Raw genomic sequence first — 22682 nt, forward strand, 5'->3', positions numbered from 1 at the left:
AAGGACTGTCTGTCATGCCGCTGTTCCTTCAGTGGATATGCCGATTTGCTTTTTCTCGATGACTGATTTCACGGCGCAGCGGAAGCATTCCCCTCGCGATTCAAAATCCTTGAACTGGTCAAAGGAGGCACATGCCGGAGAGAGAAGAATTGTATCTCCCGGACGGGCGTTGGCCGCCGCGCGTTGTACCGCCGTCAGCATCATTTCACATGGCTCTACGGACATATGCGGCTCGAGCAGTTCTTGAAAGAGCGGGCCGGCATCGCCAATCGTGTAGGCTTTCAGGACATTCGCAAAAAAAGGCTCGCACTCGGCCAGATCATCACTTTTGGGTAGTCCGCCCAAAATCCAGTGGATCCTCGGATACGCTCCAAGCGCTGGTCCGCTGGACGCCGGATTTGTTGCCTTGCTGTCATTCACAAAAAGGACGCCATCGGCTTCTGCCGTGCGCTCCATCCGGTGCGGCAAGCCTTTAAAACTCTCCAGTGCCGGCCGCCATTGCTTTTCCTCGATACCCAGGGCTTCAACAGCCGCTACGGCGGCGACTGCGTTTTCCAGATTATGTGGCCCCTGGAGCGAAGGCCAATCGGCCTGCCCGGACAGTTCGTTGCGGCTGGTATCCACGACATTCTGCACCCGGCCTTCAGCACCAATTTCTCGAAGGGCTAGCCGGGACTTTTCATCTTTGCCCGCAAAAACGGCTGTGTGTTCGGGGGCCATCATGTCAAACAATCTGGCTTTGGATGCCGCATAGGCATCAAACCCATCATAGCGATCAAGATGATCAGGACTGATATTCAACAAGATTGACACATCGCAATCGAGACTTTGCATCAGATCTATCTGATAGCTAGATAGCTCCAGCACATAGACTCCACCCGCAGGCAAAGGGTTTTGTGCCATGATTGGCAATCCAATATTTCCGCCCATCTGCGCCGGTAAAGCTGCGCTATGAATGATGTGATGGATCAAAGCCGTCGTCGTTGATTTTCCGTTGGTTCCGGTGATTCCGACAATCCTGTGCGGCGGAAGCTCAGAACGGGCCTGGCTGAACAGCTCAATATCGCCAATAATCGGAACGCCATCAGCTGTCGCTTTCCTCACAATCGGATGCCGGTTCAACGGAACACCAGGAGAAACAATGATACCATCATATCCCGAGAGATCCGCTTCCATCAGATCGGTGATGACTGCATATTCTTTGGCGACTTCACGTTGCTCTTCTTGATTGTCCCAGGCCAGCAACTCTGCCCCGCTCGCCGACAAGGCTTTCGCCGTCGCCATGCCGGATCTAGCCAGACCCAGGATGGCGTATTTTTTGCCGGCAAAGACGGAAGAAGTGATCATCCTCGATACTTACCTCAGTTTCAACGTCGCAAGGCCGGCCAGGGCCAGAACCAAACTGATGATCCAGAACCGGATCACGATCGTCGATTCAGACCAGCCCAGCTGTTCAAAATGGTGGTGTATCGGAGCCATGCGGAATATGCGTCGACCGGTGCGCTTGAAGAAGAACACTTGTACAATGACGGATACAGCTTCGAGGACAAACAGTCCGCCCACTATGCCGAGTACAATCTCATGATGGATGGATACGGCGATCGCCCCCAGTGCGCCACCCAGAGCAAGGCTGCCGGTATCCCCCATGAACACGGCAGCTGGCGGGGCGTTGAACCACAGGAATGCCAGACATGCCCCGATAATACAGGCGCAGAATATCGCGAGCTCGCCCGCGCCCTTCACAAAAGGAATACCAAGATATTCGGAGAAGACCGCGTTGCCCGACAAATAAACAATGATCAGGAAGGTCGCGCTGGCGATAACCACCGGCATTGTTGCAAGGCCGTCAAGTCCATCGGTCAGATTGACGGCATTGCCGGCACCGACGATGATGAACATCGCAAAAGGAAAATAGAAAAGACCCAGATCGATTTCTACGTTACTGAAGAAAGGCAAATACAAGCTTGTGCCTACTTCCTGTATGATCAACCATGTTGCAAATCCGGCGATTATGGCTTCCAGAAGCAATCTGACTTTGCCCGGTATGCCTTTATGGCTGGACTTGGTAACCTTGTCATAATCATCCATGAAGCCAATCGCTCCAAAGCCAAGGGTCACAAAGATACAGGCCCAAACGAATATATTGCTCAAATCCATCCACAAGAGCAGCGATATCACCAGAGAAATGAGGATCATGAGACCGCCCATGGTCGGGGTACCTGCTTTTTTCAGATGGGTAATCGGTCCGTCTTCACGGATCGGCTGCCCTTTCCCCTGACGCATGCGGAGCATGTTGATAAACCGGGGCCCGATCATCATTCCAATAAAAAGCGCGGTAGCTACCGCTGCGCCTGAACGGAAACTCAAATAGCGAAACACATTGAAAATGCCTTCGAATTCAAGCCATTGTGCCAACAAATAAAACATTAATACTCCCCGCTCACCAGGCTGGATACAGTCTTGGAAAGTCCCAGATAATTTGATCCCTTGACGAGAAGAACATCTCCGTCGCCAAGCCGTGTTGCGACTTCAATCAGCGCATCCGAAGCGCTGGCGACATGTGATATTTCCATCAGTTGATCAAGCGGTTCTGCTTGCGCATCCACCAGCCGGGCCGATGTATGCGCCATCTCGTCGCCTACCAGTATAATATGTGCCGCACCCGAATTGCGTATATCGTCTGCCAGTGCCTGGTGATAGTGACGGGACTGATCGCCCAACTCGCCCATTGCGCCGAGAATGACAATCCGCTTTCCGTCACACGGCTCGGTTGACATCTGATCAAGCGTCGCCTTCATCGAAACGGGATTGGCATTGTAGCTTTCATCTATCAGAAGCGCTGAACCGCCGTCCTTGAGCGTCAGCTTGTGGCGTTGGCCGCGTCCCGCCAAACCTTCCAGCTCTGCCAGTGCCAGACCAGCGGAAGCAAGGTCACCGCCCACCGCCCGCACGGCAGCGAGAACTGCCAGTGAATTTGATACCCAGTGCTCGCCGGGCATGGCGATTGTGAAGCACAAGCTTTGATCGCCAATCCTGGCTGTGACCAAAGAACCTCCCATCGGGGCTGGAACAACATCGACTGCACGGACATCAGCGCCTTCATGCAGACCGAAACTGACAACATGCTCTGCATGCCGGGATGCTTTTTCACGCAACCTCTCATAATGCGGGCTATCAAAGGGGATGATGGCGGTTCCGCCTTCTCGCAGTCCTTCAAAAATTTCACCCTTGGCATCCGCAATTTCTTCTTCACCCGAAAAGTGCCCGATATGCGCCGGAGCGACAGCCGTTATGATAGCGGCATCAGGCTGGACCAGTTGTGTCAGCGCTGACAATTCCCCCGCATGGTTCATTCCCATTTCGAAAACACCATATTTCGTAGTCTGCGGCATGCGTGAGAGACTTAAGGGAACACCCACGTGATTATTATAGCTCTTGAGCGAGCGATGGACTTTGCCGATCGAAGATCTGTTCAACGCGGCATGGAGCGCTTCCTTCACACCAGTTTTTCCCACCGAACCAGTTACGCCCACAATCTTTGCATCCGTCCGGGCACGCGCGGCTTTTCCAAGCCGATCAAGAGCTTTAACTGTGTCGTCGACCAGAACATGAGGTCCGTCAAACGACTCACTGACAACCGCACCAGCTGCACCAGCCTTGATGGCTTTGTCCAGGTAAAGATGTCCGTCGCTTTGCTCGCCCTTGAGAGCGACAAACAGGTCTCCGTCGCTGATTTCACGGGAATCGAACGCCACTCCGGTCGCCACAAAGTCCTGAGACGCTGCGCCGCCAACAGCCTTTGCAATCTCTTGTGATTCCCACAAAGCCATCATGCAACCTTTTCATCGGTAGCCTGGCGAGCGCATTCGCGAGCGACTTCAACATCGTCAAAGGGAATGATTCGATCACCGACAATTTGACCCTGCTCATGCCCTTTTCCGGCCAGCAAAATAATATCATCAGCTCCTGCCAATGTGATAGCATGCAGTATCGCTTCCCGGCGGTCCGCCACTTCGATCGCCTTGCTGGTTCCCCCCAAAATCTCTGACCTGATGGCGGCAGGATCTTCGTTCCTCGGATTGTCATCGGTTACAATCGCGACATTAGACATTTCGGCAGCGACCTTCCCCATTTCGGGTCGCTTGCCCTTGTCACGGTCACCGCCCGCTCCAAATACAGTGATCAACTGACCTTTGACATGCGGGCGAAGCGCATCAATTGCGGCACGCAGTCCGTCAGGTGTATGTGCATAGTCGACGTAAACCGGGGCTCCGGTAGATGTAATCACCGCCCGTTCCAGCCGGCCGCGGACGGGTTGCAGACGTTGCATATGATCCAGCACATCGTCCAGTTCGCCACCCGTCGACAGAATGACTGCAGCTGCGCACAAGGCATTGGCTGCTTGGTAAGCTCCGATCAATGGCAGCGCGATCCGGTGGGTATTTCCTCCTGCTTTCACCATCAAAACCTGACCCAATTGGGTTGGCATCCGCGAAACCAGTCGCAGAGATGTTCCTTGTTCGCCCACAGTGAACAGATTTAAGCCACGATCTCTGGCGCGGCGCGAAACGGCGCCCGACCAGGTTTCGTCATCGGCCCAGATGATTGCCGTGCCATCAGAATCTACAACTTCATCGAACAACCGCATCTTGGCTTCAAAATAACTGTCCATATCGCCATGATAGTCGAGATGATCTCGACTGAGGTTGGTGAACACGCCAACCTGGACCGGCAGGCCTTCGGTGCGATATTGAGCGAGGCCGTGGCTGGAAGCTTCAAAAACGGCATGGCTGACGCCTTCGCGCGCAAGGCCGGACATGTTGGACAGAAATGTCACAATATCCGGCGTCGTTAGACCAGTTTTGACTTGCTCGCTTGCGGTAGTGACGCCCAGCGTACCGATGGATGCGCTATTCAGTCCGGCCATATGCCACAATTGACGGGTCAGTTCAGCCGTGGATGTTTTGCCGTTCGTTCCGGTGATCGCCGCAACACAGCCTGGCGTAGGTGTAAAATAGCGCGCTGCCAGCAAAGCAAATATGCGGCGTGGTTCGTCCGCCATGATATGAACCGCACCTTCAACAATCGCTTCCGGCCGCGCAACAACTGCCACAGCTCCGGCTTCTATTGCGGCTTCGATATAGTCTTCACCATTAGCATTTGACCCGCGAAATGCTCCGAAAATATTGCCCGGAGCAATCTTTCGGTTGTCGATCGCAAGGCCGGACACATGGCAATCTCCGGCTTCCCCGCTCAGATCTGCCTCAGCTATGCTGGCAACCAGCGCACGCAAATTCATCCGCTATCCTTTCGGCGTCCACAATAGGGGGGTCAGCTCAGACACATCCACATCCCGATGCTCATCGGGGATCACACCCAGCATCGGGCCGACCCGCGGTACGAGTTTTCTGACTACAGGAGCTGCTGTCCAGCCCGCAGTTCTCGCAAATCCGGTCTCCGCCGTACCCTTCGGCTCGTCCAGCATTGCAATCACGACATAGCGCGGATTGTCCATCGGGAACGCCGCTGCAAAAGTCGAAACAAGAGATGTCTTGTTGTAACCGCCATCAGCTGGCTTTTCCGCAGACCCGGTTTTTCCGCCAATCCGGAAACCCGGGGCATCGGCATTTCTGCCTGTCCCGTTGGAAACGATCATCCGCAGCAATTGCCGCATGCGCGCGCTGGTAGCAGCTTTAAATACCCGGCGCCCTTCTGCTTCCTCACCTGGCTCCACTTTCATCAATGTCGCTGGCCGCCAGATACCGCCGTTGACCAGTGCGGCATATGCACTTGCCAAATGAAGCGGCGTAACCGCGATGCCGTGACCATATGCCACGGTCATGTTGGTCACTCTACCCCATCTTTGCGGCCACAGCGGACGACCGCGCTCGGCAATTTCAATATGGGGCCGCTCATCGAAACCGAGCCGCCGGATCATGTTCTCCATGCCTTCCTTGCCGAGGTTATCGGCAATTCGGGCTGTGACGATGTTGGAACTATGCACGAGGGTTTCTGGAACGTTGAGATACCGGTTCTGGCTGTGATCATCCTTGATGGTAAAACCGGCAACCTTGATCGGTTCGGTGGCATTGTAGCGCACGGCAAGATCGGTCACCGTTCCCGCGTCGAGAGCCGCCGCCACTGTCAGCGGTTTAAACGTCGAACCCAGCTCAAAAACACTCTGCGTCACCTCATTCATCTGATGCTTCATTGTGGCTTTGCGAATTTTGTTAGGATCGAAAACCGGCAGCGAGGCCAGCGCCATGACTTCGCCGGTACGCACATCAAGTATAATGCCCGCTGCTCCGCGCGCATCATTCACGGTCATCGCCGTCATCAGTTCGCTTTCCAGTGCCGCCTGTACACGGCTGTCGATGGACAAGGCGCTTGGCTCTCCGCGCAAGGACTTGTCGATCAGACGATCGTTCAGCGCTCGCTCCATACCCATCACGCCCTGCCCGTCAGCATCCACATAACCCAATATGTGTGCCGCAAGATCGCGTTGCGGATAGAGACGTTCATTCTCTCTGGGAAATTCGATGCCGATTTCACCAATGGCGTGTACCTGCCTTACTTCGTTGGGCAGCGCGCGGCGGCGCAAATAGGTAGGCCTCGATCCGGTCAGCTTTTCGAGAAACTCGGCTTCACTAGTATCGGGAAACAGTTCGGCCAGCTGCCGCGCCAGCAATGATTTGTCACCGAGAATACGTTCGGGCACCACTCGGATTGCATAGCCGCGCATCGTGCGAGCGAGAGCGACACCGTTACGGTCAACAATATCTCCGCGCTGTGGAACATAAACGGCGCTGGAAACGCGGGTAGGTTGGGCATCCTCCAATATGGTCAAGCTGATCAATCGCCCAGCTACAATCGTAAACCCTGCGATAAAAACGAGCAAAAGCACCATCAATCGAAAGTGGGCGCTGGCGGAAATTTCCTTATATTTACCGGAAAACTGCACTTTTCTGCTGCTTGCCAGGAGCGTTGTCATCCCCCGTTACTCCGGGTCTGCTCTCGGTCGGCCTTGACCGTTAGGTCGCGCATCAATCCATCATCGAGAAGCTTCTTCTCCATGCTGGCGACACGTTCGGTCCGGTTTTCCTTGGGGCTTGATGGGCTTTGTGCATTCTGTTGCAAATCGGATTCTGATGATTCTTCATCGACGGATACAGATGCCTCGTCTCCATCCGGACTGCGTGTTTGCGCTGATGCTGTCGGGATAACCGATCCGATAATCCCGGCCGGGCGGACATCATCCATTGCATTGATCATCGCAATTTTCACAGGTCCGCGAGGTACCTTGCCACCCAGACTGGCGAGCGCCCGTTCACCTTCAAGATACTGCGCAGCCTTTGGCGCGACATAGCCATATTCCAGCTTGTTCCATTGCTCAAGTTGACGCAAATTGGCGCGCGCGCTGAACTCTGTTTCAAGATAGCGGATTTCCTTTTTGACAGAAACAATCTTCTGGTCAGTACGTGCCAGATCGCTGCGCAATGTCGCCACACTGAGCGACAATGGGTACAGCAGAACGGCCACCAGAAACACCAGCAGCAGCCAGCCAATCCCTTCGAGTCTTTTGGCTGCCAACTTCATTTCAAGGCACCTGGTGCAACTTGGAGCGGCGCGTCGGAACGCACCGCTGAACGTAGGGTGGCGGAGCGGGCTCGGGGATTAGAGGCCTGCTCCGCCCCGGTCGGACGCACCAATTTGGCTGGTTTATAAAAGGTGGGTGCCGACCGTTTTTCGGAAACTTGGGGGAGATGACGCGATCCGGAAGCCTGCTGGCCGCTCCGGTTCCGCAGAAAATTTTTGACAATGCGATCTTCAAGGCTGTGGAATGTAACCACTGCCAGCCGGCCGCCTGGCTTGAGCAACCGCTCTGCCGCGACCAAACCATCTTCGAGCTCGCCGAGCTCACGATTGATATAAATTCGAATGGCCTGAAACGTCCGGGTTGCCGGATCTTTTTTATCTCCGGAGCGGTGACCGAGCGCCTTGCGCACGACATTGGCAAGTTCGGATGTTCTCGACAGAGGACGTGCCCGGACAATCGCCGCAGCGATTTTGCGAGACCGCCTCTCTTCGCCATATTGATATATGACATTGGCAATTTCTTCTTCGTCCGCTTCGTTTAAAAACTCGGCGGCACTCATGCCGTCCTGAGCCATACGCATGTCCAGAGGACCATCTTTCTGGAACGAAAAACCGCGTTCCGCCTGATCGAGTTGCATTGAGGAGACGCCAATGTCGAGAGTGACGCCATCAATTGCCTCACCAGCAAGTACATCCGCCATTTGGGAATAGAGAGCATGATGGAGCTTCAGGCGACCCTCCGAAGACTCCACCAGCTTTGACCCTGCTTCAATAGCATCAGGGTCTTGATCAAATGCGTGGACCTTTGCCCCGGCCTGCAGCATCGCGTTGGTGTACCCGCCCGCCCCGAAGGTGCCGTCAACATGAACTTCGCCCGCAGTGATGGTCAGCGCATCAATTACCTCGTCCATCAAAACAGGAATGTGCGGCGCATCCGGGGTCAAGGATTGAGCGGGACTCATTTCTTCTTCCCCAGCTCATCAACCAGACGGCGAACTTCATCCTTGTCGACCGGGATGGACGCCGTTGTTTCAAGCAAAACTTGCGGGTCCCAAAGACAGAAGGTCAGACCTGTGCCGAAAAAGATAACCTTGTCATTCAGATTCCCCATAGCCCGATGACCATCGGGCAAACCAAACCGGCCACTTGCATCAAAATTCAGATCCTTGATCGAATGAAACTTTTTAAAGCTGGCCAGATCGCGATCATATTCTTCACCGCGAGCGATCGCATTATTCTCTTCCCTGTCGATATCAGCCAGCATATCGATCTTCCGGCTGAGGCCGAATCCGACAAGGCAATCCCATTTTTCATGCTTGCCCACACAAACTGTTCGTCCGTCACTGCTGGCAATCAGATCCTTGCGCAAAAAGGCGGGCACCGACAGACGACCCTTGTCATCTATCGCGGAAATTCCCGATCCTGAATACGCGTATACACCAGACACAGCCAAATCCCTCACCCGCATCGAAGACATAGCTTTCCTGGCCGAGGAAGCGCATGTTCAGCGCCTCTCGAAAATCCAGATTCCCGACAGGAAATTTACCCCGATGACTGAGCAGGGTTAACAGGGGAATGATGGGGATGGAAGGGGATTTTACGGGAATTTATGGGATTTTATGGGCCTAAGAACTTATCTATCTGAAAAATATAGATTATATTTTTTGAGCAATTTGAAAAGATGGGGAAATTTTACAAACAGTTTGCCAACCACCACAGACTCGCGAATCGACGGCATGTCGATTGCGAGGTTCAAGATGTTTTGCCGATCAATTGAGAGACGAGTCTGTCCGCCAACTTCATGGCATTACTGAGTTGCCCGGCGTTCCACCCCTTGTCATCGGACCAGAATCCGGAATTCAGAAAATCGGCGTCCGCAATCAAGATCGCCTGCCCGTCCCCAATTTCGCACTGCGCGAGCACCCGTCCCACACTCAAAGTGCATTGGCCGTTGGTTTCGTTCGCCGGATCAACCAGATCAAACGTCCCGATACCAGCTGTAACAATCACCAGATTGTCCAACTCCAGCTCGACCACTTCAGAACCGGTTTCGTCAGGCGCAAGCAGTTCCAGACCCCAATGATCGAGCAATGGCGACAACAGGCCTGTTGCAAGCGGACGGCGGGAGTCTCCCAAAGGCAATTCAGTTGGCCAGACCAGCATCGGATCAGTCAGGATTATGGCCCGCCCCCCTTCCCTGATCCATGTATCTAACGCAGCGATATCTGCAGGATCCATAGCCTTGGGCTGAGCCAGAATTATCAAATCTGTTTCAGATCCCGGCAGCGCCTCCAAACTGTCCACAGCCTCCATTTTATATCGAGCCTGCCAATGCGCATAGATCGGTTCCGGGACGGCCTCTCCTGAAATAATCTCGGTCATGGATGCCGCTTCCCCCCAAATTATCGGGAGACTGGTCATCAATGTGATATTTGGTTGCGCGGTTGCCGCAGAATTTGGTGCATCGTCGGAGGAAACCGGCCATTGCCAAAACAGTATCGCAGCACCGGTCAACAGTACGAGCGGAGCCGCGAACCGAAACAAGATTACTGTTCCTGGTCCATCGGAGCTTCGAGCTTTGGATCTGGCTGCAGATCCGGGACGACCTGGCCACGCGCTTCTGGTGCAACGGGGGTCGGGATTTCTTCAATCTCTTCAGGAGCCGGCGCGGGTGTAATTCCAAGTTCCGCGAGCGGCTCTGCTGGCGCAGGCTCTGGTTCCGCCACCAGATCGCGGCTCGTGTCTATGGATTCCGCCTGGATCTCTTCAATGGCGGATCGTTCGTCACTGGCGCGCTGCAGGACAAAATTGGCGACACTGACCAGCAGCAGGACAGCCACCAGTCCGATCACGCCAACCTGGATGCGCTGCATTGTGTCCTGCCGATCATTCATTTCATTTTTCCTGCCCATTTCGACTTTGTTCCGAGCATCTGGTCATCCTGTCTGGTTTTCAAGCCACGGGAAAACCGGGAGATCCTTCGACCGGAGCCATTCAGCGTTATACAAGGACGACAAGTAGCGAAAGCCAGTATCGCACAATATCGTCGCGATCTTGTTGCCCGGTCCCAATTCCTTGCCGAGGGCAATAGCGCCAGCAACATTAATGCCCGATGAGAGGCCAAGGCAAAGCCCCTCCTCCTGAAGAAGCCGTGCAACCCATGTTAAACCTTCTTCATCGGAGATACGATATTGCGTATCGATTGGCGCATCTTCGAGATTGCCGGTTATCCGTCCCTGACCGATGCCTTCGGCAACACTGCTACCATCGGATTTCAATTCTCCATGGGCATAGAAGTTATAGAGTGCGGCCCCGTGAGGGTCTGCCAATGCGATTTTCACTTTTTCATTTTTGGCTTTCAGTCCCATACCGACGCCGGCAATTGTTCCACCGGTTCCGGCCGCACAGACAAAACCATCAATCTCGCCGTCGCTCTGTGCCCAGATTTCTTCCGCAGTTGTCTCGATATGCGCTCGGCGATTGGCAACATTGTCGAACTGGTTCGCCCAGATTGCGCCTTCCGTTTCTTCTGCAATCCTGCGTGATTGATGGACAAAATGGCACGGGCTGGAATAAGGAGCAGCCGGTACGGTAATCAACTCCGCGCCCAAAGCCCGCAGCGTGTCCATCTTCTCTCGAGATTGCGTTTCGGGCATGACGATTGTGGACCTGTACCCCTTGGCATTTGCCACCAGCGCAATACCAATACCGGTATTGCCTGCTGTGCCTTCGACAATCATACCGCCGGATTTCAACAGACCGCGTTCTTCTGCATCCTGAACAATGAACAATGCTGCGCGGTCCTTTACCGAAGCACCGGGATTTGCAAATTCGCATTTGCCATAAATATCGCAACCGGCTTCAGCACTTGGTCCGGAAAGACGAACAAGCGGGGTGTTGCCGATCAAATCGAGCGTGTTTGTTATCATGGTCATGTGCATGTCATAGTGCTGACCTCACCAACCGACAAGCAGGGACAATTTGCAGGCTCGAAAGCCAAACTTTCAGCCAGTCGATCGTTCGGGCCACTCCAGTCAATAAGACAGATCAACTTTCTCCGGCACCATCTTGCTCAGCATCTTGTTGCAGACCGAGAGGTTGCGCTGGAAAATATCATGCGCGTTCATCGCATTCAGAAACGCGACCAGCCCTGGCCATTTGGCAGCATCAGGCGGCCCGACAATCAGGTCCGTCTGCATCAGTTGCGCTGCAATGGAGATGTCAGCAATGGAAAGCGTGTCGCCAAGGAAATGAGCGCCGCCATCCAGCTGACCCTCCAGATAATCCCACAGCGGTGGCAATTTTTCATTCCAGGTCTTGCGGGCCGTTTCGAGGTCCGGTTCACCCCCGGTCATGGATGCAAAGACAATCGGCCGAAAAACACCGCCGCCGCCATTCATGGCCATCACGCTGTCTGCATATTCTTCCAACCAAAGCGTCCGGCCATGGAGGAACGGATCATCCGGGTAGAGGGCGGGTTCCCGACATTTCTTTTCCAGATAACCACAGATGGCCGAAGAGTCGGCGATCGTACCCGCCGGTCCTTCCGAACCCAAAGACGTATCACGCAAGGCGGGTATTCGCGCCAGCGGGCTGATTTCCAGATACCAGTCCGGCATCGCCATGATATTAATCGCTTCGCACTCATAATCGAGGCCCTTTAACGCCAGAACGGCCTCCACTTTGCGCTGGAACGGGGAAAGCGGCGAACCGTAAACGATATAGGATGCAGTCATTGCGATTGGACTTTCTGTACATGAAAAATTTTGCATAGCCACGGAGAGGCTGCCTGATCAAGCGCCCATCAATGTCTAATGCGCTTTGGGCGCAAAAGCGGACGTTAGGGTGTACTGATTACAACGTTTACAATTCTCGGGCATTTGTCATACAAAGAATATGCAACGGAGGCCCTGAGAATGAGATATTTTTTGTATGTTTCTTCACGACAGAATTGAGCTTATTTGGAATATTCTCAACCCATATGGACTTACCGCTGCATTCTTTTTGACAGCACTTGCTATCGGCCTCGATGTGTACGCTAAGGCGAAGCCACTACTGCCACTCTATTTTGTTTCATCCTTTTTCTTTGCGCTTTTCGCTGCATTTGTCGTTGGATATATGCTCCACCAAATCCCAAATAACTTCGATCCATTTTCCACCACTCTTTTCACATTCGGTTTAGCGGCGTCTCCATTTGCCTTTTGCTTATTGATTGGCGGAATGTCGGGAAAGGGCTTTCGCTTGGATATGTTTGCTGGAACCTCTTCATTGGTTCTTCTGCCTCTGGCGGCAGGGCTGGTGACTTATTTTTTCGTTAGAATTCAGTCTTCTCTTTGGCACGGCGTTTTTTGGAATTAGACAACAATTTGGTGTCCCTAGTCGAATATCCCAATGTCCGCTTTCGGGATAAAGCAGACACCCCCTTTGGGCACTAGGTCTTTTGCTTTGCGACAGAATGTACGGAGAATATTCTGTAGATGCCCTGCGAGCAGCCTTGAAAGCTACCGTCTTCTGTGGTCCTGATTGCAGAAGCCAGATCGTCGAACAAGCAGTGTTCGTTTACGAGAAGCTCCTTCGCCTTGGAATTGCATGAGAGAGGAGAGCAAAACAGATAGTCCTCGCCATTGACAACATCGTAGCCCAATAATTCAAGCCTTGCGCTTGCGATCGGCTCTTCCACATTTGTCTCAACACCTGCAGAAGGCAAAGGTGATACTGGTCGCCATGATGTTTTTTTGAACTCTCTGCCATCAGAATCCAATTCCTGTTCATAGGCTTCGTAGTAAAACAAACGTGCTTCACTCAAATCGACTTGATTCTTTTTATTCAACTCGATGAGCACTTGCTCACTGTTTGCAAAGCCAAATCCATTATGCTTCCACCCGTCATCGGGCGAGATGGTGTTTTCACTTACGCAGGATGAAGCACTACAAACTTCAAGGACGTGATCAAGTCCAGGTTTCAGCCAGTTAGGTGTTTGCTCAACGTTTTTATATAGATAGCCAGCTGAGATCATAGGCATTTGGTATAGCGAAACTTCGCAATCGACAATCTCAAAAGCGAATAAGTTTCTATCACCAATGTCCGCTTTGTGGATAAAGCGGACAATCGCAAACACTCCCGAAAAACCCCGGTAACACAAATCTGTTTAGCCGAAACTCACGTCACGGGTTTCGAGAAAGAACACTATTCTGCTTCCACAAGAAAAACCAGATCATCATCGGTGCCACAATCAGCGGTCCGAACAAAATGAAGGCCACCGGAATATCCAGTTCCGCATAGAATTCCGCGAGTGGGGCACGAACGGAGATAACGAATGCCCAGATCATTCGCGCCAGATGCCGCCGAATACGAAGCGCCTCACGCTGATCGGGTTTGACGAAAAAGTTCGCATCCCCGGCAAGCAACACCAACGGAATGATACAGATAACCAGCGGGCCAATCGCTGGAATTTGCCCCGCCAGAACCGTGGGGATTGCCATTGACGTGAAGACCGCCATGACAGCCAAAAGAAAAATGGACCAACCATATTCTGCCCGCCGAACCTTGTCTGACCCAGGCTTCAGTGCCAGCCATGCCGTCGCGATTGCGTATACGGAAGCACATGCTGCCACCATCAGTGGCGGCGCCATTCGCGTTGCCAGTAAAATCAGTGCCGTGATCGCAACGAGCACCACGCAAACCATAAAAGTGCGGCCGGACCAGATGTGGACCGGACTGCCTTTTTTCGTGGAAAGCGCCAATATTGCAGCGAGCAATCCAATCACACCAATGCCAATATGCGCGTAATAGCTAAACGGACCGAATGGTGCCGGATCAAAAATATTGACAGGATCTACTGGTATCACATCCGCCCCCACTTCTTTAGTCGTATTGAATCTTTACGCGGTCAGCTGCTTTTTTTGCCAGCAATCGCGCCGCATCGGTATCTTTTCCGGTTGCCAGAGCAACGGCCATCCGGCGATAAGGCCGGGTTATCGGTTTGCCGAAAATCCGGACGTCTACCTCTGCTCCTCCACGGCCCAAAGCGAGGGCTTCATCTACACCGCCAAACGCAAATTTATCGCTATCTCGATCAGCCAAAATTACAGCGCTGGCGCTCGCTAGCGCGGTCAGGGCAATATGCGGAATCGGCAAGCCCATGATCGCACGGGCATGCAAGTCAAATTCGCTAAGGTTCTGACCGATCAGCGTCACCATGCCAGTATCATGCGGTCGCGGACTGAGTTCAGAGAAAATGACCTCACCTTCTTTGGTCACGAAGAACTCGACACCGAACAAGCCCCAGCCCTTTCCACCACCACCGAGATTTTCGACCACCTTGCGCGCCATATCCTGCGCGGCTGCAAGCGCATCTTGACTCATCTCCGCCGGTTGCCAGCTTTCCTGATAATCACCGCGTTCCTGACGATGGCCGATCGGTGGACAGAACAACACATCGCCTCTGGTTCGTACGGTTAGCAAGGTAATCTCATAGTCAAAGTCGATAAATTGCTCGACAATTACCCGTTTGCGGTCGCCGCGCATGTTGTCGACAGCATAGTTCCACGCCTCTTCAAGCTGATCCGCGCTATCTACCTTGCTTTGACCCTTGCCCGAAGAGGACATGACCGGTTTGATTACCAGCGGCAGGCCGATATCTTCAGCTGCACTGGCAACCTGTTCGAAGCTCTCGGCATAATGATAGCGAGAAGTCCTCAGGCCCAATTCTTGCGCTGCCACATCGCGGATCGCATCGCGGTTCATCGTCAGCTGGGTTGCCCGGGCCGAGGGCACGATATTATAGCCCTCTCCTTCCATCTCGGCGAGAATTTCAGTGCGAATGGCTTCGACCTCGGGGACAACCAGATCCGGTTTGTGTTTTACGATAGCCGCCCGCAGCTTTTCGCCGTCAAGCATCGAAAACACTTCTGAAGCATCCGACACCTGCATCGCAGGCGCGTTCTCATAGGCATCACAGGCGATCACAAAGGCGCCCAGTCGCTTGGCCGAAATAACGAATTCCCGACCCAGTTCGCCGGAACCAAGGAGAAGGATTTTGCGCGTAAAAGACATTGTCGGACGGTATATCAAAAAACATCGGTCGTCATCCCGAACTTGATGATGTTCAGATACTTACGGTCTAAACAGATACAAAATTTTGAGTTCGCTAAGCGTCTTCTGCTGACATCATTTCCGACATGCGCCGATTCAATTCCTCGGGGCTGACATCTTCAATATGCGTAGACAGCGTCCACTCATGCCCGAATGGGTCCTTGATCCAGCCTGCACGATCGCCATAAAACTGATCTTCCACAGGACGTACAGCCGTCGCGCCTGCTTCCACTGCCTTTGCAAATGCCGCGTCGCTATCCTTGACATAGATCATCAGGCTCGAAGTAGCACCTCCTCGCTTTTTCGGCCCGAGCTTTTCCATTTCCGGAAATTCATCCGCCAACATCACATGACTGTCGCCAATCAGCATATCAGCATGACCAATCTTGTCGCCCATGGGCATGCGCATGACTTCCGTCGCGCCGAACGCTGCCTTGTAGAATTCGATCGCCGCTGCTGCGTCATCGACCACCAGGTAGGCCGTTACACTGTGATATCCGTCCTCTTTCCACTTTGTCATTCGCTTCTCCTCTCCAAATCTCCGTTGAAATTCATAGCAAATTTCAATCGGTCTGGCGACAGCTGCAAATTTACAATTGATATATTATATCATTACGTCTAACGCCTCTGACACAAAGTCCTCAAATTATTGCGAGTAGTCATGTCCTTATCCAATTCCCCCGCTTCTTCCCTGTCCCGTTTGCTGGCGTCGACAGCTTTGCTGGCCGCCTCCCTCTCCCCCGCTTTTGCGCAAACGAATGATTCTGGTCAGGAAGAGGCTGGCGGAGATGATTTTCACAATGACGACGCGATTGTTGTCACAGCTCCATATCTTGAAAGACTGGACATATTGGCGGGCACGTCCGTCCTGACTGGCGATCAGCTCACCAACGATTTGCGCGGTCAGATCGGAGACAGCCTGACCAAATTGCCTGGCATCTCCTCCACCAGCTTTGCTCCTGGCTCTTCGCGGCCAGTATTGCGCGGTTTTCAGGGGCCACGTGTGCGGGTTCTTACCGATGGCATTGGCGCACTGGATGCATCCAATACTTCCGTAGATCACGCGGTCACGATCAACCCTCTTACAGCCCAGCGTATCGAAGTCCTGCGCGGACCGGCCGTATTGCTATTTGGCGGCGACGCGATTGGCGGCGCGGTCAATGTGATCGACAAGCGTATTCCACGCGATGTTCCAGACGAGGCCTTTCACATTGATGCGATCGCCGGCTATGGCAGCGCGGCCAACGACTATAGCATTGGCGGATCGCTTGATGTGCCGCTAAGTGACACATTGGTTTTTCACGTCAATGGTGCCTATCGCGATACTGGCGACACCGACATATCCGGCTTTGTGCTGGCGCCCGAACTGCGGGCCGACGTGCTCGCTCAGGTCGCCGAGGAAACAGAAGAAGGCAATCTCGACGAAGCAGCGGAGCTGGCCGAAACTGCTGATCAACAGGACACGATTGCGAACACGGCCAGCCGCACGGTTAGCGCGGCAACCGGCCTCGCCTATATTGGCGAAGGCGGCAATATCGGTTTTTCGGTCAGTTATTACGACACGAACTATGGCGTCCCGGCGCGTCCGGGTGCTGAACATGCCCATGGTGATGAAGATGGCGGCGAAGAAGAAGAGGAAGAAGGTCCGGTCACGATCGACCTCGAACAGATTCGAGTCGATCTGCGGGCTGGCGTCAACCTTGGTGATGGGTTCTTTGAATCGCTTAACCTGCGCGCAGGCTATTCCGATTACGAACATACTGAATTTGAAGGCGATGAAGTCGGAACTGTGTTTACCGTTGAAGGCATAGAAGCCCGTGCGGAGCTGGTCCAGAACGAACGCAACGGCTGGCGCGGGGTGATCGGAACACAGTTACTCGTGCGTGATTTCAATGCCATCGGTGCAGAAGCCTTTGTCCCGAAAAACTCCGTTGAAAGCATCGCTCTTTTTACTATTCAGGAGATTGATCTCGGCAATTTCGAGGTTGAGGTCGCGGGGCGTTATGACAGTACCGATATCTCGTCCAATATCGTCAGTTTCGATCGCAGTTTTGACAGCGTTTCCGGTGCCCTCGGCCTGGCCTATGCGCCGGACGAAAGTGGCCTTAAAGTCGGAGTAAATGTCTCACGTTCGGAGCGGGCGCCCTCGCCGGAAGAACTGCTGTCCAACGGACCTCATATCGCTACACAGGCCTTTGAAATCGGCAATCCGACTTTCACAACAGAAAAAAGCCTGGGCGGTGAGCTCTATGCGCGCTGGAATTCAGAGGGCATCCAGTTAAGCGCCACTGTTTACGCCAATATTTTCGACGATTATATTTTTGAGACCGCAACCGGTGCAGAAGAAGACGGCTTGCCTGTCTTCCAGTTTTTCCAACAGGATGCCACTTATTATGGTGTGGAAGCCTCCGCATCCTTTGTTGTCGGTCGTGCTGGCGGGTTTGAGTTCGTCACTGACGGAGTTGCTGATTTCGTCCGGGCAAAAATCCGGAATGGCGGCGGCCCCGTACCACGGATTCCGCCTTTGCGTCTGTTGGGCGGGATCGGAGCTCAAAGCGATGCCATAGACCTTCGAGCTGAGCTGGAATGGTCGGACAGTCAAAATCGCGTCACTACTTTTGAGACGCCAACCAGCAGCTTCACCATGGTCAATGCGTCAGCTGCCTGGCGGCCATTGGGTAAAAACGGTGGTGTCACCCTGCTGGCATCCGCAAACAATATTTTCGACGTGAATGCGCGCCGTCATGCCTCGTTCACGAAAGACTTTGTACCTCTGTCCGGGCGTGATATTCGCGTGAGTGCGAAATTCAGTTTTTAGGACATTACAAGATGCAGAAAATCATTGTCGCTTTTTTGATCAGTTCCACCTTGGTGCTGAGCGCCTGCAACACGGTAAAAGGCGTTGGCCGGGATATTGAATCGGTCGGACAGGCCGGCGAAGAGGTCATCAACTAGGCGCCGATGTCGGTTTCTACTCGGTGCCTTCAACCTCGGATCGCTTGCGATCAGTAAACCACATGATTGCAAGTGAGACTTCATAAAGCAGAATGAGCGGAATACCGAGCATGAGCTGCGAAACGACATCTGGTGGTGTCAAGATCGCTGCCAAAGCGAATGCGGCCACGACCATATACCTGCGCAAACCCTTTAGCTGGTCACGCGTGACCAGTCCCGCCCGATTAAGCAGCAGCAGTAATACCGGCAACTGGAAACAAACGCCAAATGCGAGAATGAACTGCATCACCAGTGACAGGTAGTCGCCCATGGCTGGCAGGGCTTCCTGGGTTAGCCCGCCAACCTGTCCTTCAAATCCAAGGAAAAACCGGAACGCAGTCGGCATGACGATATAATATGCAAGTGCCGCACCAGCAGTAAAAAGAACTGGAGTTGCAAACAAAAAGGGCAAAAATGCCTTCTTTTCATTGGCGTAGAGGCCGGGCGCCACAAAAGTCCAAAGCTGATTGGATATGATTGGAAAGGCGATGAAAAACGCCGCGAACATCGCGACTTTGATCTCGACGAAAAAGGCTTCGTAGAGCTTGGTGTAAATGAGCTTGCCTTCACCGGCGGGAAACGCATCTGTCAGGGGGACGACCAGCAGTCCGAATATTTCGTCCGCGAAAAACAAACTGAACGCGAATGCAATGACCAGCGCCACCACCGCCCAAAGCAGTCGCTGACGCAGTTCGATCAGGTGCTCGAGCAATGGCGCCTTGCTGTCATCTATGTCCGGTGCCGCTGGTTTGTTCATGGCTTTGATATATCGTCGGTTTTGTCGCCAGCACTGTCATTCAATGGCAAATCTTGTTGCTCCGAACCTGCAGCGGGTGGATCCGGTGATGGTCCTTCAAGTGCTTCCATTTTGGGCTCATCGTCGGAAATAGCAGGATGCTCACGCATGATCCGGTCATTTTCGGATGCCCATTTCTTCTCCATTTCCTGCAAATCTGCTTCTCGAACCATAGCGTCCAGCCCGGTCCGGAAATTGTTCATCACGCCGCGGGCCTTGCTCATCCATTTACCAGCGGTGGACAGCGCACGAGGCAATTCCTTCGGGCCGATGACGACAACGGCAACGATCGCGATAATCGCGATCTCGGAGAATGATAAATCAAACATAAACGCGCGCGGTCCTGTTCACCGGACCGCTAAATCAACCAGCTGTCTTGTCTTGCGTGGGGCTTTTATCGGAAGCCACTTCAGCTGGTTTACTGTCGATAGTCGGGGACGGACTCTGATCTTCTTCGGTTATGCCCTTTTTGAAGGACTTGATACCTTTGCCGACATCACCCATCATCTCGGAAATTCGGCCACGTCCGAACAGGATCAGCACCAGCGCCGCTACAATTAAAATCTGCCAAATACTCGGTTGCATCAAAAATCTCCTGATCTATGCATCCTACTTAGGCGCTTTCCTCAGCGTTTTCCAGTGACAGCGTGGTTTCAGACTCACTTTCTTCGTCCAAAGACGCGTTCACTATCGCTTCCGGGTGCCCAGCCGATTCAATAGCTTCTTCGGCTTCCATCTCCATCCGTTCCAGCGCGAGATCAACAGGATCCAGTAATCCCGCCGCTTTCAGGTCATCTATCCCCGGCAAATCCTTGCGACTTTGCAGGCCAAAATGTGTCAGGAATTCCGCAGTGGTTGCATAGATAAGCGGTCGACCGGGGACTTCCCGGCGCCCGGCAGGACGGACCCATCCCGCTTCCATCAGCACATCCAGCGTACCTTTGGCCACCTGGACGCCGCGGATAGCTTCGATTTCCGCCCGACTGACGGGTTCGTGATAGGCAATGATCGCAAGAGTTTCCATTCCAGCCCGACTTAGTTTGCGCAATTCTGCACGTTCCCGGCGAAGCAAATGAGACAAATCATGGGCGGTCTGGAAGTGCCAGCGATCTCCTGCCCGGATCAACGTAACACCGCGCTCCGCATAGTCGCTCTCAAGACGCTTCAGCGTGGCCCGAATATCAATATCATCGCCAACGTAAAGCTTGATATCGGCTATTGTCATTGGATTTTCGGAAGCGAATAAAGTCGCTTCGACGGCACGAATACCAACGTCGATTTCCCTTGCCGATTCAGTCGCGCCGTCCAGTATCAAGCTTTGATCTTCAGTCACATCTTCATCCATCACTTTTTGCCTTCAGTCTGAGCGGCGCAAAACTTTCATCCTGACTCATCACAAGCTTTCCTTGCCGAGCGAGCTCGAGCGCCGCAACGAAACTTGATGCCAGTGCAGACTTGCGCAATTGCGGAGGCGCACCCGGGGGCAGAAAATCCCGAATATCCATCCAGTCAATCGCTTCACCAAGCATCAGTGACACCCGCGCCAAAGCATCTTCCAGCGTCATCACCAGACGCTGCTTGACGATATGCACGGCTGGTGCGCTTCTCAACTTCACCCGGCTATAGGCAGAAATCAGGTCATAATATTCCGCCTGCCAATGCCGGTTTTTCACAACCCGCAAGCCTTCCGGTGCGCCGCGCGCAAAAACATCACGACCAACCCGATCACGCGCCAGCAAACGCGCTCCCGCTTCTCGCATGGCATTGAGGCGTTCCAGCCGCATTTGCAATCGGAGTGCCAGCTCTTCCGGAGATGGATCAACTTCGGGATCCTTGGGCAACAGCAAGCCGGATTTCAGATAAGTCAGCCAGGCCGCCATCACCAAATAATCTGCCGCCAGCTCCAGTTTCAACGACTGCGCATCGGCAATATATTTGAGATATTGCTGGACCAGCTCCAGAATGGAAATCTCGCGCAAATCGACTTTCTGATTGCGCGCGAGCGCCAGCAGCAAGTCAAGCGGCCCCTCCCATCCGTCGATGTTCAATGTCAGGGAGTCGTCATCATCCTGCACAGGCGAGGTAAAGAAAAAACTTTCTAGTTCAGTGGCTTCGGTCATCAAGCTACCGCCAATAGCGCATCACGCCGCGACAAGAGTTCTGCCAGTTCCGCATGCTGCCGATCAGTATTTTCTACTGCCATCGCGCGGTCGAGCCGCTGGCGCGAAACATCGGAAATATCATCAAGAAGTTGAACCGTGGCGACCATCTCATCCATCCGGCCCCAGCAATTGAGCGCAATGTCGCAACCGGCGGCTACCACGTCGCGGGCGCGAGACGGAACCTCACCCTTCAACGCTTTCATATCGAGATCATCAGAGAAAAGCAGGCCATCAAAACCAATTTCACCCCGAATGATATCGTTGATAACGATTGGAGACAGGCTGGCGCAACGGTCGTGGTCCCAGGCTTCGTAAACAATATGCGCGGTCATACCCATGGCGGCACCGGAAAGAGATCTGAACGGAGCGATATCCGTCTCTAACTGTTCGCGCGAAGCCGACACGTGCGGCAGTTCCATATGGCTGTCGACAACCGCCCGGCCATGGCCCGGCATATGCTTGACCACGCTCACGACCCCGCCTTGTTTCTGACCATCAATAACAGCACGGCCAAGAGCCGCGACCTGCATGGGATCACTGCCCATGGCGCGATCACCAATAGCATCAACCGTTTCGGGCTGTCTGACATCAAGCAGCGGTAAGCAATTCACGGTTACGCCAACTTCAGAGAGGCTTTCAGCAATCGCTTGCGCGTTCAACCGAGCAGCTTCGATCGCCGTTGCCGGAGCAATATCGTACAGCCGGGAAAATATCTCACCGGAAGGGAATTTGGGCCAGACAGGCTCTTTCATTCGTGCAACACGGCCGCCCTCTTGATCGATCAGTATCGCCAGGTTCTCGCGACCGTGAAGGGCACGCAATTCGTCCGTCAGTGCGAGCAGCTGCTGCTTGTTCTCAATATTTCGTCCAAAAATGATATAGCCTGCAGGATCGCTGTCTTTGAAAAACGCCTTTTCATCTGCGGTCAGCCTCAAACCTGACGTCCCGAAAATTACCGGTTTCACGGGCCGACCTCAAGAAATGGGCGCAGGAACAAATTGCAAATCATAACCGGAATACCATGGGCAAAAGACCTGGGC

The 22682-nt window shown here is 53.5% G+C and carries 25 protein-coding genes; 3 read left to right on the forward strand and 22 right to left on the reverse strand.

Annotation, left to right across the window (positions count from 1 at the left end; genetic code table 11):
- Positions 1 to 12: 12 nt before the first annotated feature.
- From murD to ABJI30_RS09645, 12 genes are all read right to left on the reverse strand, one after another.
- On the reverse strand, positions 13 to 1347 hold the full coding sequence (murD, locus tag ABJI30_RS09590) for a UDP-N-acetylmuramoyl-L-alanine--D-glutamate ligase (RefSeq protein ID WP_348017967.1): 1335 nt from the start codon (positions 1345 to 1347) through the stop codon (positions 13 to 15).
- A 9-nt stretch (positions 1348 to 1356) separates the two neighbouring features.
- Complete coding sequence (gene mraY, locus ABJI30_RS09595; protein WP_348017968.1) at positions 1357 to 2427, reverse strand: phospho-N-acetylmuramoyl-pentapeptide-transferase; 1071 nt, start codon at positions 2425 to 2427, stop codon at positions 1357 to 1359.
- Positions 2427 to 3833: a UDP-N-acetylmuramoyl-tripeptide--D-alanyl-D-alanine ligase gene (murF, locus tag ABJI30_RS09600; RefSeq protein WP_348017969.1), complete on the reverse strand. Its 1407-nt coding sequence runs from the start codon at positions 3831 to 3833 to the stop codon at positions 2427 to 2429. Before murF ends, mraY begins: the two co-directional genes overlap by 1 nt.
- Positions 3830 to 5299: a UDP-N-acetylmuramoyl-L-alanyl-D-glutamate--2,6-diaminopimelate ligase gene (locus ABJI30_RS09605; protein WP_348017970.1), complete on the reverse strand. Its 1470-nt coding sequence runs from the start codon at positions 5297 to 5299 to the stop codon at positions 3830 to 3832. Before ABJI30_RS09605 ends, murF begins: the two co-directional genes overlap by 4 nt.
- Before the next feature lie 3 nt (positions 5300 to 5302).
- Positions 5303 to 6991 carry a penicillin-binding protein 2 gene (locus ABJI30_RS09610; protein ID WP_348017971.1) on the reverse strand — a complete coding sequence of 563 codons (1689 nt, stop codon included), beginning with the start codon at positions 6989 to 6991 and terminating at the stop codon, positions 5303 to 5305.
- Complete coding sequence (locus ABJI30_RS09615) at positions 6988 to 7596, reverse strand: colicin transporter (protein WP_348017972.1); 609 nt, start codon at positions 7594 to 7596, stop codon at positions 6988 to 6990. Before ABJI30_RS09615 ends, ABJI30_RS09610 begins: the two co-directional genes overlap by 4 nt.
- A complete protein-coding gene (rsmH, locus tag ABJI30_RS09620; protein ID WP_348017973.1) occupies positions 7593 to 8558 on the reverse strand; it encodes a 16S rRNA (cytosine(1402)-N(4))-methyltransferase RsmH in 966 nt (321 codons plus the stop codon). Before rsmH ends, ABJI30_RS09615 begins: the two co-directional genes overlap by 4 nt.
- Entirely contained in the window at positions 8555 to 9043 is a 489-nt protein-coding gene (locus tag ABJI30_RS09625; protein ID WP_348017974.1) for a division/cell wall cluster transcriptional repressor MraZ, read from the reverse strand. Before ABJI30_RS09625 ends, rsmH begins: the two co-directional genes overlap by 4 nt.
- A gap of 305 nt (positions 9044 to 9348) precedes the next feature.
- Entirely contained in the window at positions 9349 to 10140 is a 792-nt protein-coding gene (locus ABJI30_RS09630) for a DUF4350 domain-containing protein (protein WP_348017975.1), read from the reverse strand.
- A 2-nt stretch (positions 10141 to 10142) separates the two neighbouring features.
- Positions 10143 to 10490, reverse strand: a complete 348-nt coding sequence (locus ABJI30_RS09635; RefSeq protein ID WP_348017976.1) for a hypothetical protein — start codon at positions 10488 to 10490, stop codon at positions 10143 to 10145.
- 42 nt (positions 10491 to 10532) lie between these two features.
- Positions 10533 to 11531, reverse strand: a complete 999-nt coding sequence (locus tag ABJI30_RS09640; protein ID WP_348017977.1) for a cysteine synthase A — start codon at positions 11529 to 11531, stop codon at positions 10533 to 10535.
- Positions 11532 to 11630: 99 nt separating this feature from the next.
- On the reverse strand, positions 11631 to 12332 hold the full coding sequence (locus ABJI30_RS09645; RefSeq protein ID WP_348017978.1) for a glutathione S-transferase family protein: 702 nt from the start codon (positions 12330 to 12332) through the stop codon (positions 11631 to 11633).
- 196 nt (positions 12333 to 12528) lie between these two features.
- On the opposite strand from ABJI30_RS09645, the gene ABJI30_RS09650 reads away from it, so the two are divergent.
- Positions 12529 to 12954 (forward strand): hypothetical protein, encoded by a 426-nt coding sequence (locus tag ABJI30_RS09650; protein WP_348017979.1) that lies wholly within the window; start codon positions 12529 to 12531, stop codon positions 12952 to 12954.
- 73 nt (positions 12955 to 13027) lie between these two features.
- Here ABJI30_RS09650 and ABJI30_RS09655 read toward each other — a convergent pair whose 3' ends face one another.
- The 4 genes from ABJI30_RS09655 to ABJI30_RS09670 form a co-directional block, all read right to left on the reverse strand.
- A complete protein-coding gene (locus ABJI30_RS09655) occupies positions 13028 to 13714 on the reverse strand; it encodes a hypothetical protein (protein ID WP_348017980.1) in 687 nt (228 codons plus the stop codon).
- A 46-nt stretch (positions 13715 to 13760) separates the two neighbouring features.
- Positions 13761 to 14444, reverse strand: coding sequence for a hypothetical protein (locus ABJI30_RS09660; RefSeq protein WP_348017981.1), 684 nt, complete (start codon positions 14442 to 14444; stop codon positions 13761 to 13763).
- Positions 14445 to 14460: 16 nt separating this feature from the next.
- Entirely contained in the window at positions 14461 to 15651 is a 1191-nt protein-coding gene (purT, locus tag ABJI30_RS09665) for a formate-dependent phosphoribosylglycinamide formyltransferase (RefSeq protein ID WP_348017982.1), read from the reverse strand.
- Between the two features lie 94 nt (positions 15652 to 15745).
- Positions 15746 to 16210, reverse strand: coding sequence for a VOC family protein (locus tag ABJI30_RS09670; protein ID WP_348017983.1), 465 nt, complete (start codon positions 16208 to 16210; stop codon positions 15746 to 15748).
- Positions 16211 to 16351: 141 nt separating this feature from the next.
- On the opposite strand from ABJI30_RS09670, the gene ABJI30_RS09675 reads away from it, so the two are divergent.
- Together ABJI30_RS09675 and ABJI30_RS09680 are read left to right on the forward strand one after the other, a co-directional pair.
- Positions 16352 to 18508 (forward strand): TonB-dependent receptor, encoded by a 2157-nt coding sequence (locus tag ABJI30_RS09675; protein WP_348017984.1) that lies wholly within the window; start codon positions 16352 to 16354, stop codon positions 18506 to 18508.
- Between the two features lie 11 nt (positions 18509 to 18519).
- Complete coding sequence (locus tag ABJI30_RS09680) at positions 18520 to 18645, forward strand: entericidin A/B family lipoprotein (protein WP_348017985.1); 126 nt, start codon at positions 18520 to 18522, stop codon at positions 18643 to 18645.
- Positions 18646 to 18661: 16 nt separating this feature from the next.
- Here the strand turns inward: ABJI30_RS09680 and tatC are convergent, their stop codons facing one another.
- The 6 genes from tatC to nagZ are packed head-to-tail and all read right to left on the reverse strand — an operon-like array spanning position 18662 to position 22607.
- The gene (gene tatC, locus ABJI30_RS09685) at positions 18662 to 19441 is read right to left on the reverse strand and encodes a twin-arginine translocase subunit TatC (RefSeq protein WP_348017986.1); all 780 of its coding nucleotides are present in this window, start codon (positions 19439 to 19441) and stop codon (positions 18662 to 18664) included.
- Positions 19438 to 19809, reverse strand: coding sequence for a Sec-independent protein translocase protein TatB (gene tatB, locus ABJI30_RS09690; protein ID WP_348017987.1), 372 nt, complete (start codon positions 19807 to 19809; stop codon positions 19438 to 19440). The genes tatC and tatB overlap by 4 nt, the downstream gene beginning before the upstream one ends.
- Positions 19810 to 19843: 34 nt before the next feature.
- Entirely contained in the window at positions 19844 to 20068 is a 225-nt protein-coding gene (locus tag ABJI30_RS09695) for a twin-arginine translocase TatA/TatE family subunit (protein WP_348017988.1), read from the reverse strand.
- Between the two features lie 25 nt (positions 20069 to 20093).
- The gene (gene scpB, locus ABJI30_RS09700; RefSeq protein WP_348017989.1) at positions 20094 to 20825 is read right to left on the reverse strand and encodes an SMC-Scp complex subunit ScpB; all 732 of its coding nucleotides are present in this window, start codon (positions 20823 to 20825) and stop codon (positions 20094 to 20096) included.
- Positions 20818 to 21600, reverse strand: a complete 783-nt coding sequence (locus tag ABJI30_RS09705) for a ScpA family protein (RefSeq protein WP_348017990.1) — start codon at positions 21598 to 21600, stop codon at positions 20818 to 20820. The genes scpB and ABJI30_RS09705 overlap by 8 nt, the downstream gene beginning before the upstream one ends.
- Positions 21600 to 22607 carry a beta-N-acetylhexosaminidase gene (gene nagZ / locus ABJI30_RS09710; protein ID WP_348017991.1) on the reverse strand — a complete coding sequence of 336 codons (1008 nt, stop codon included), beginning with the start codon at positions 22605 to 22607 and terminating at the stop codon, positions 21600 to 21602. Before nagZ ends, ABJI30_RS09705 begins: the two co-directional genes overlap by 1 nt.
- Positions 22608 to 22682 lie beyond the last annotated feature (75 nt).

The sequence above is a fragment of the Parasphingorhabdus sp. genome, assembly GCF_039968395.1.
Taxonomy (GTDB): domain Bacteria; phylum Pseudomonadota; class Alphaproteobacteria; order Sphingomonadales; family Sphingomonadaceae; genus Parasphingorhabdus.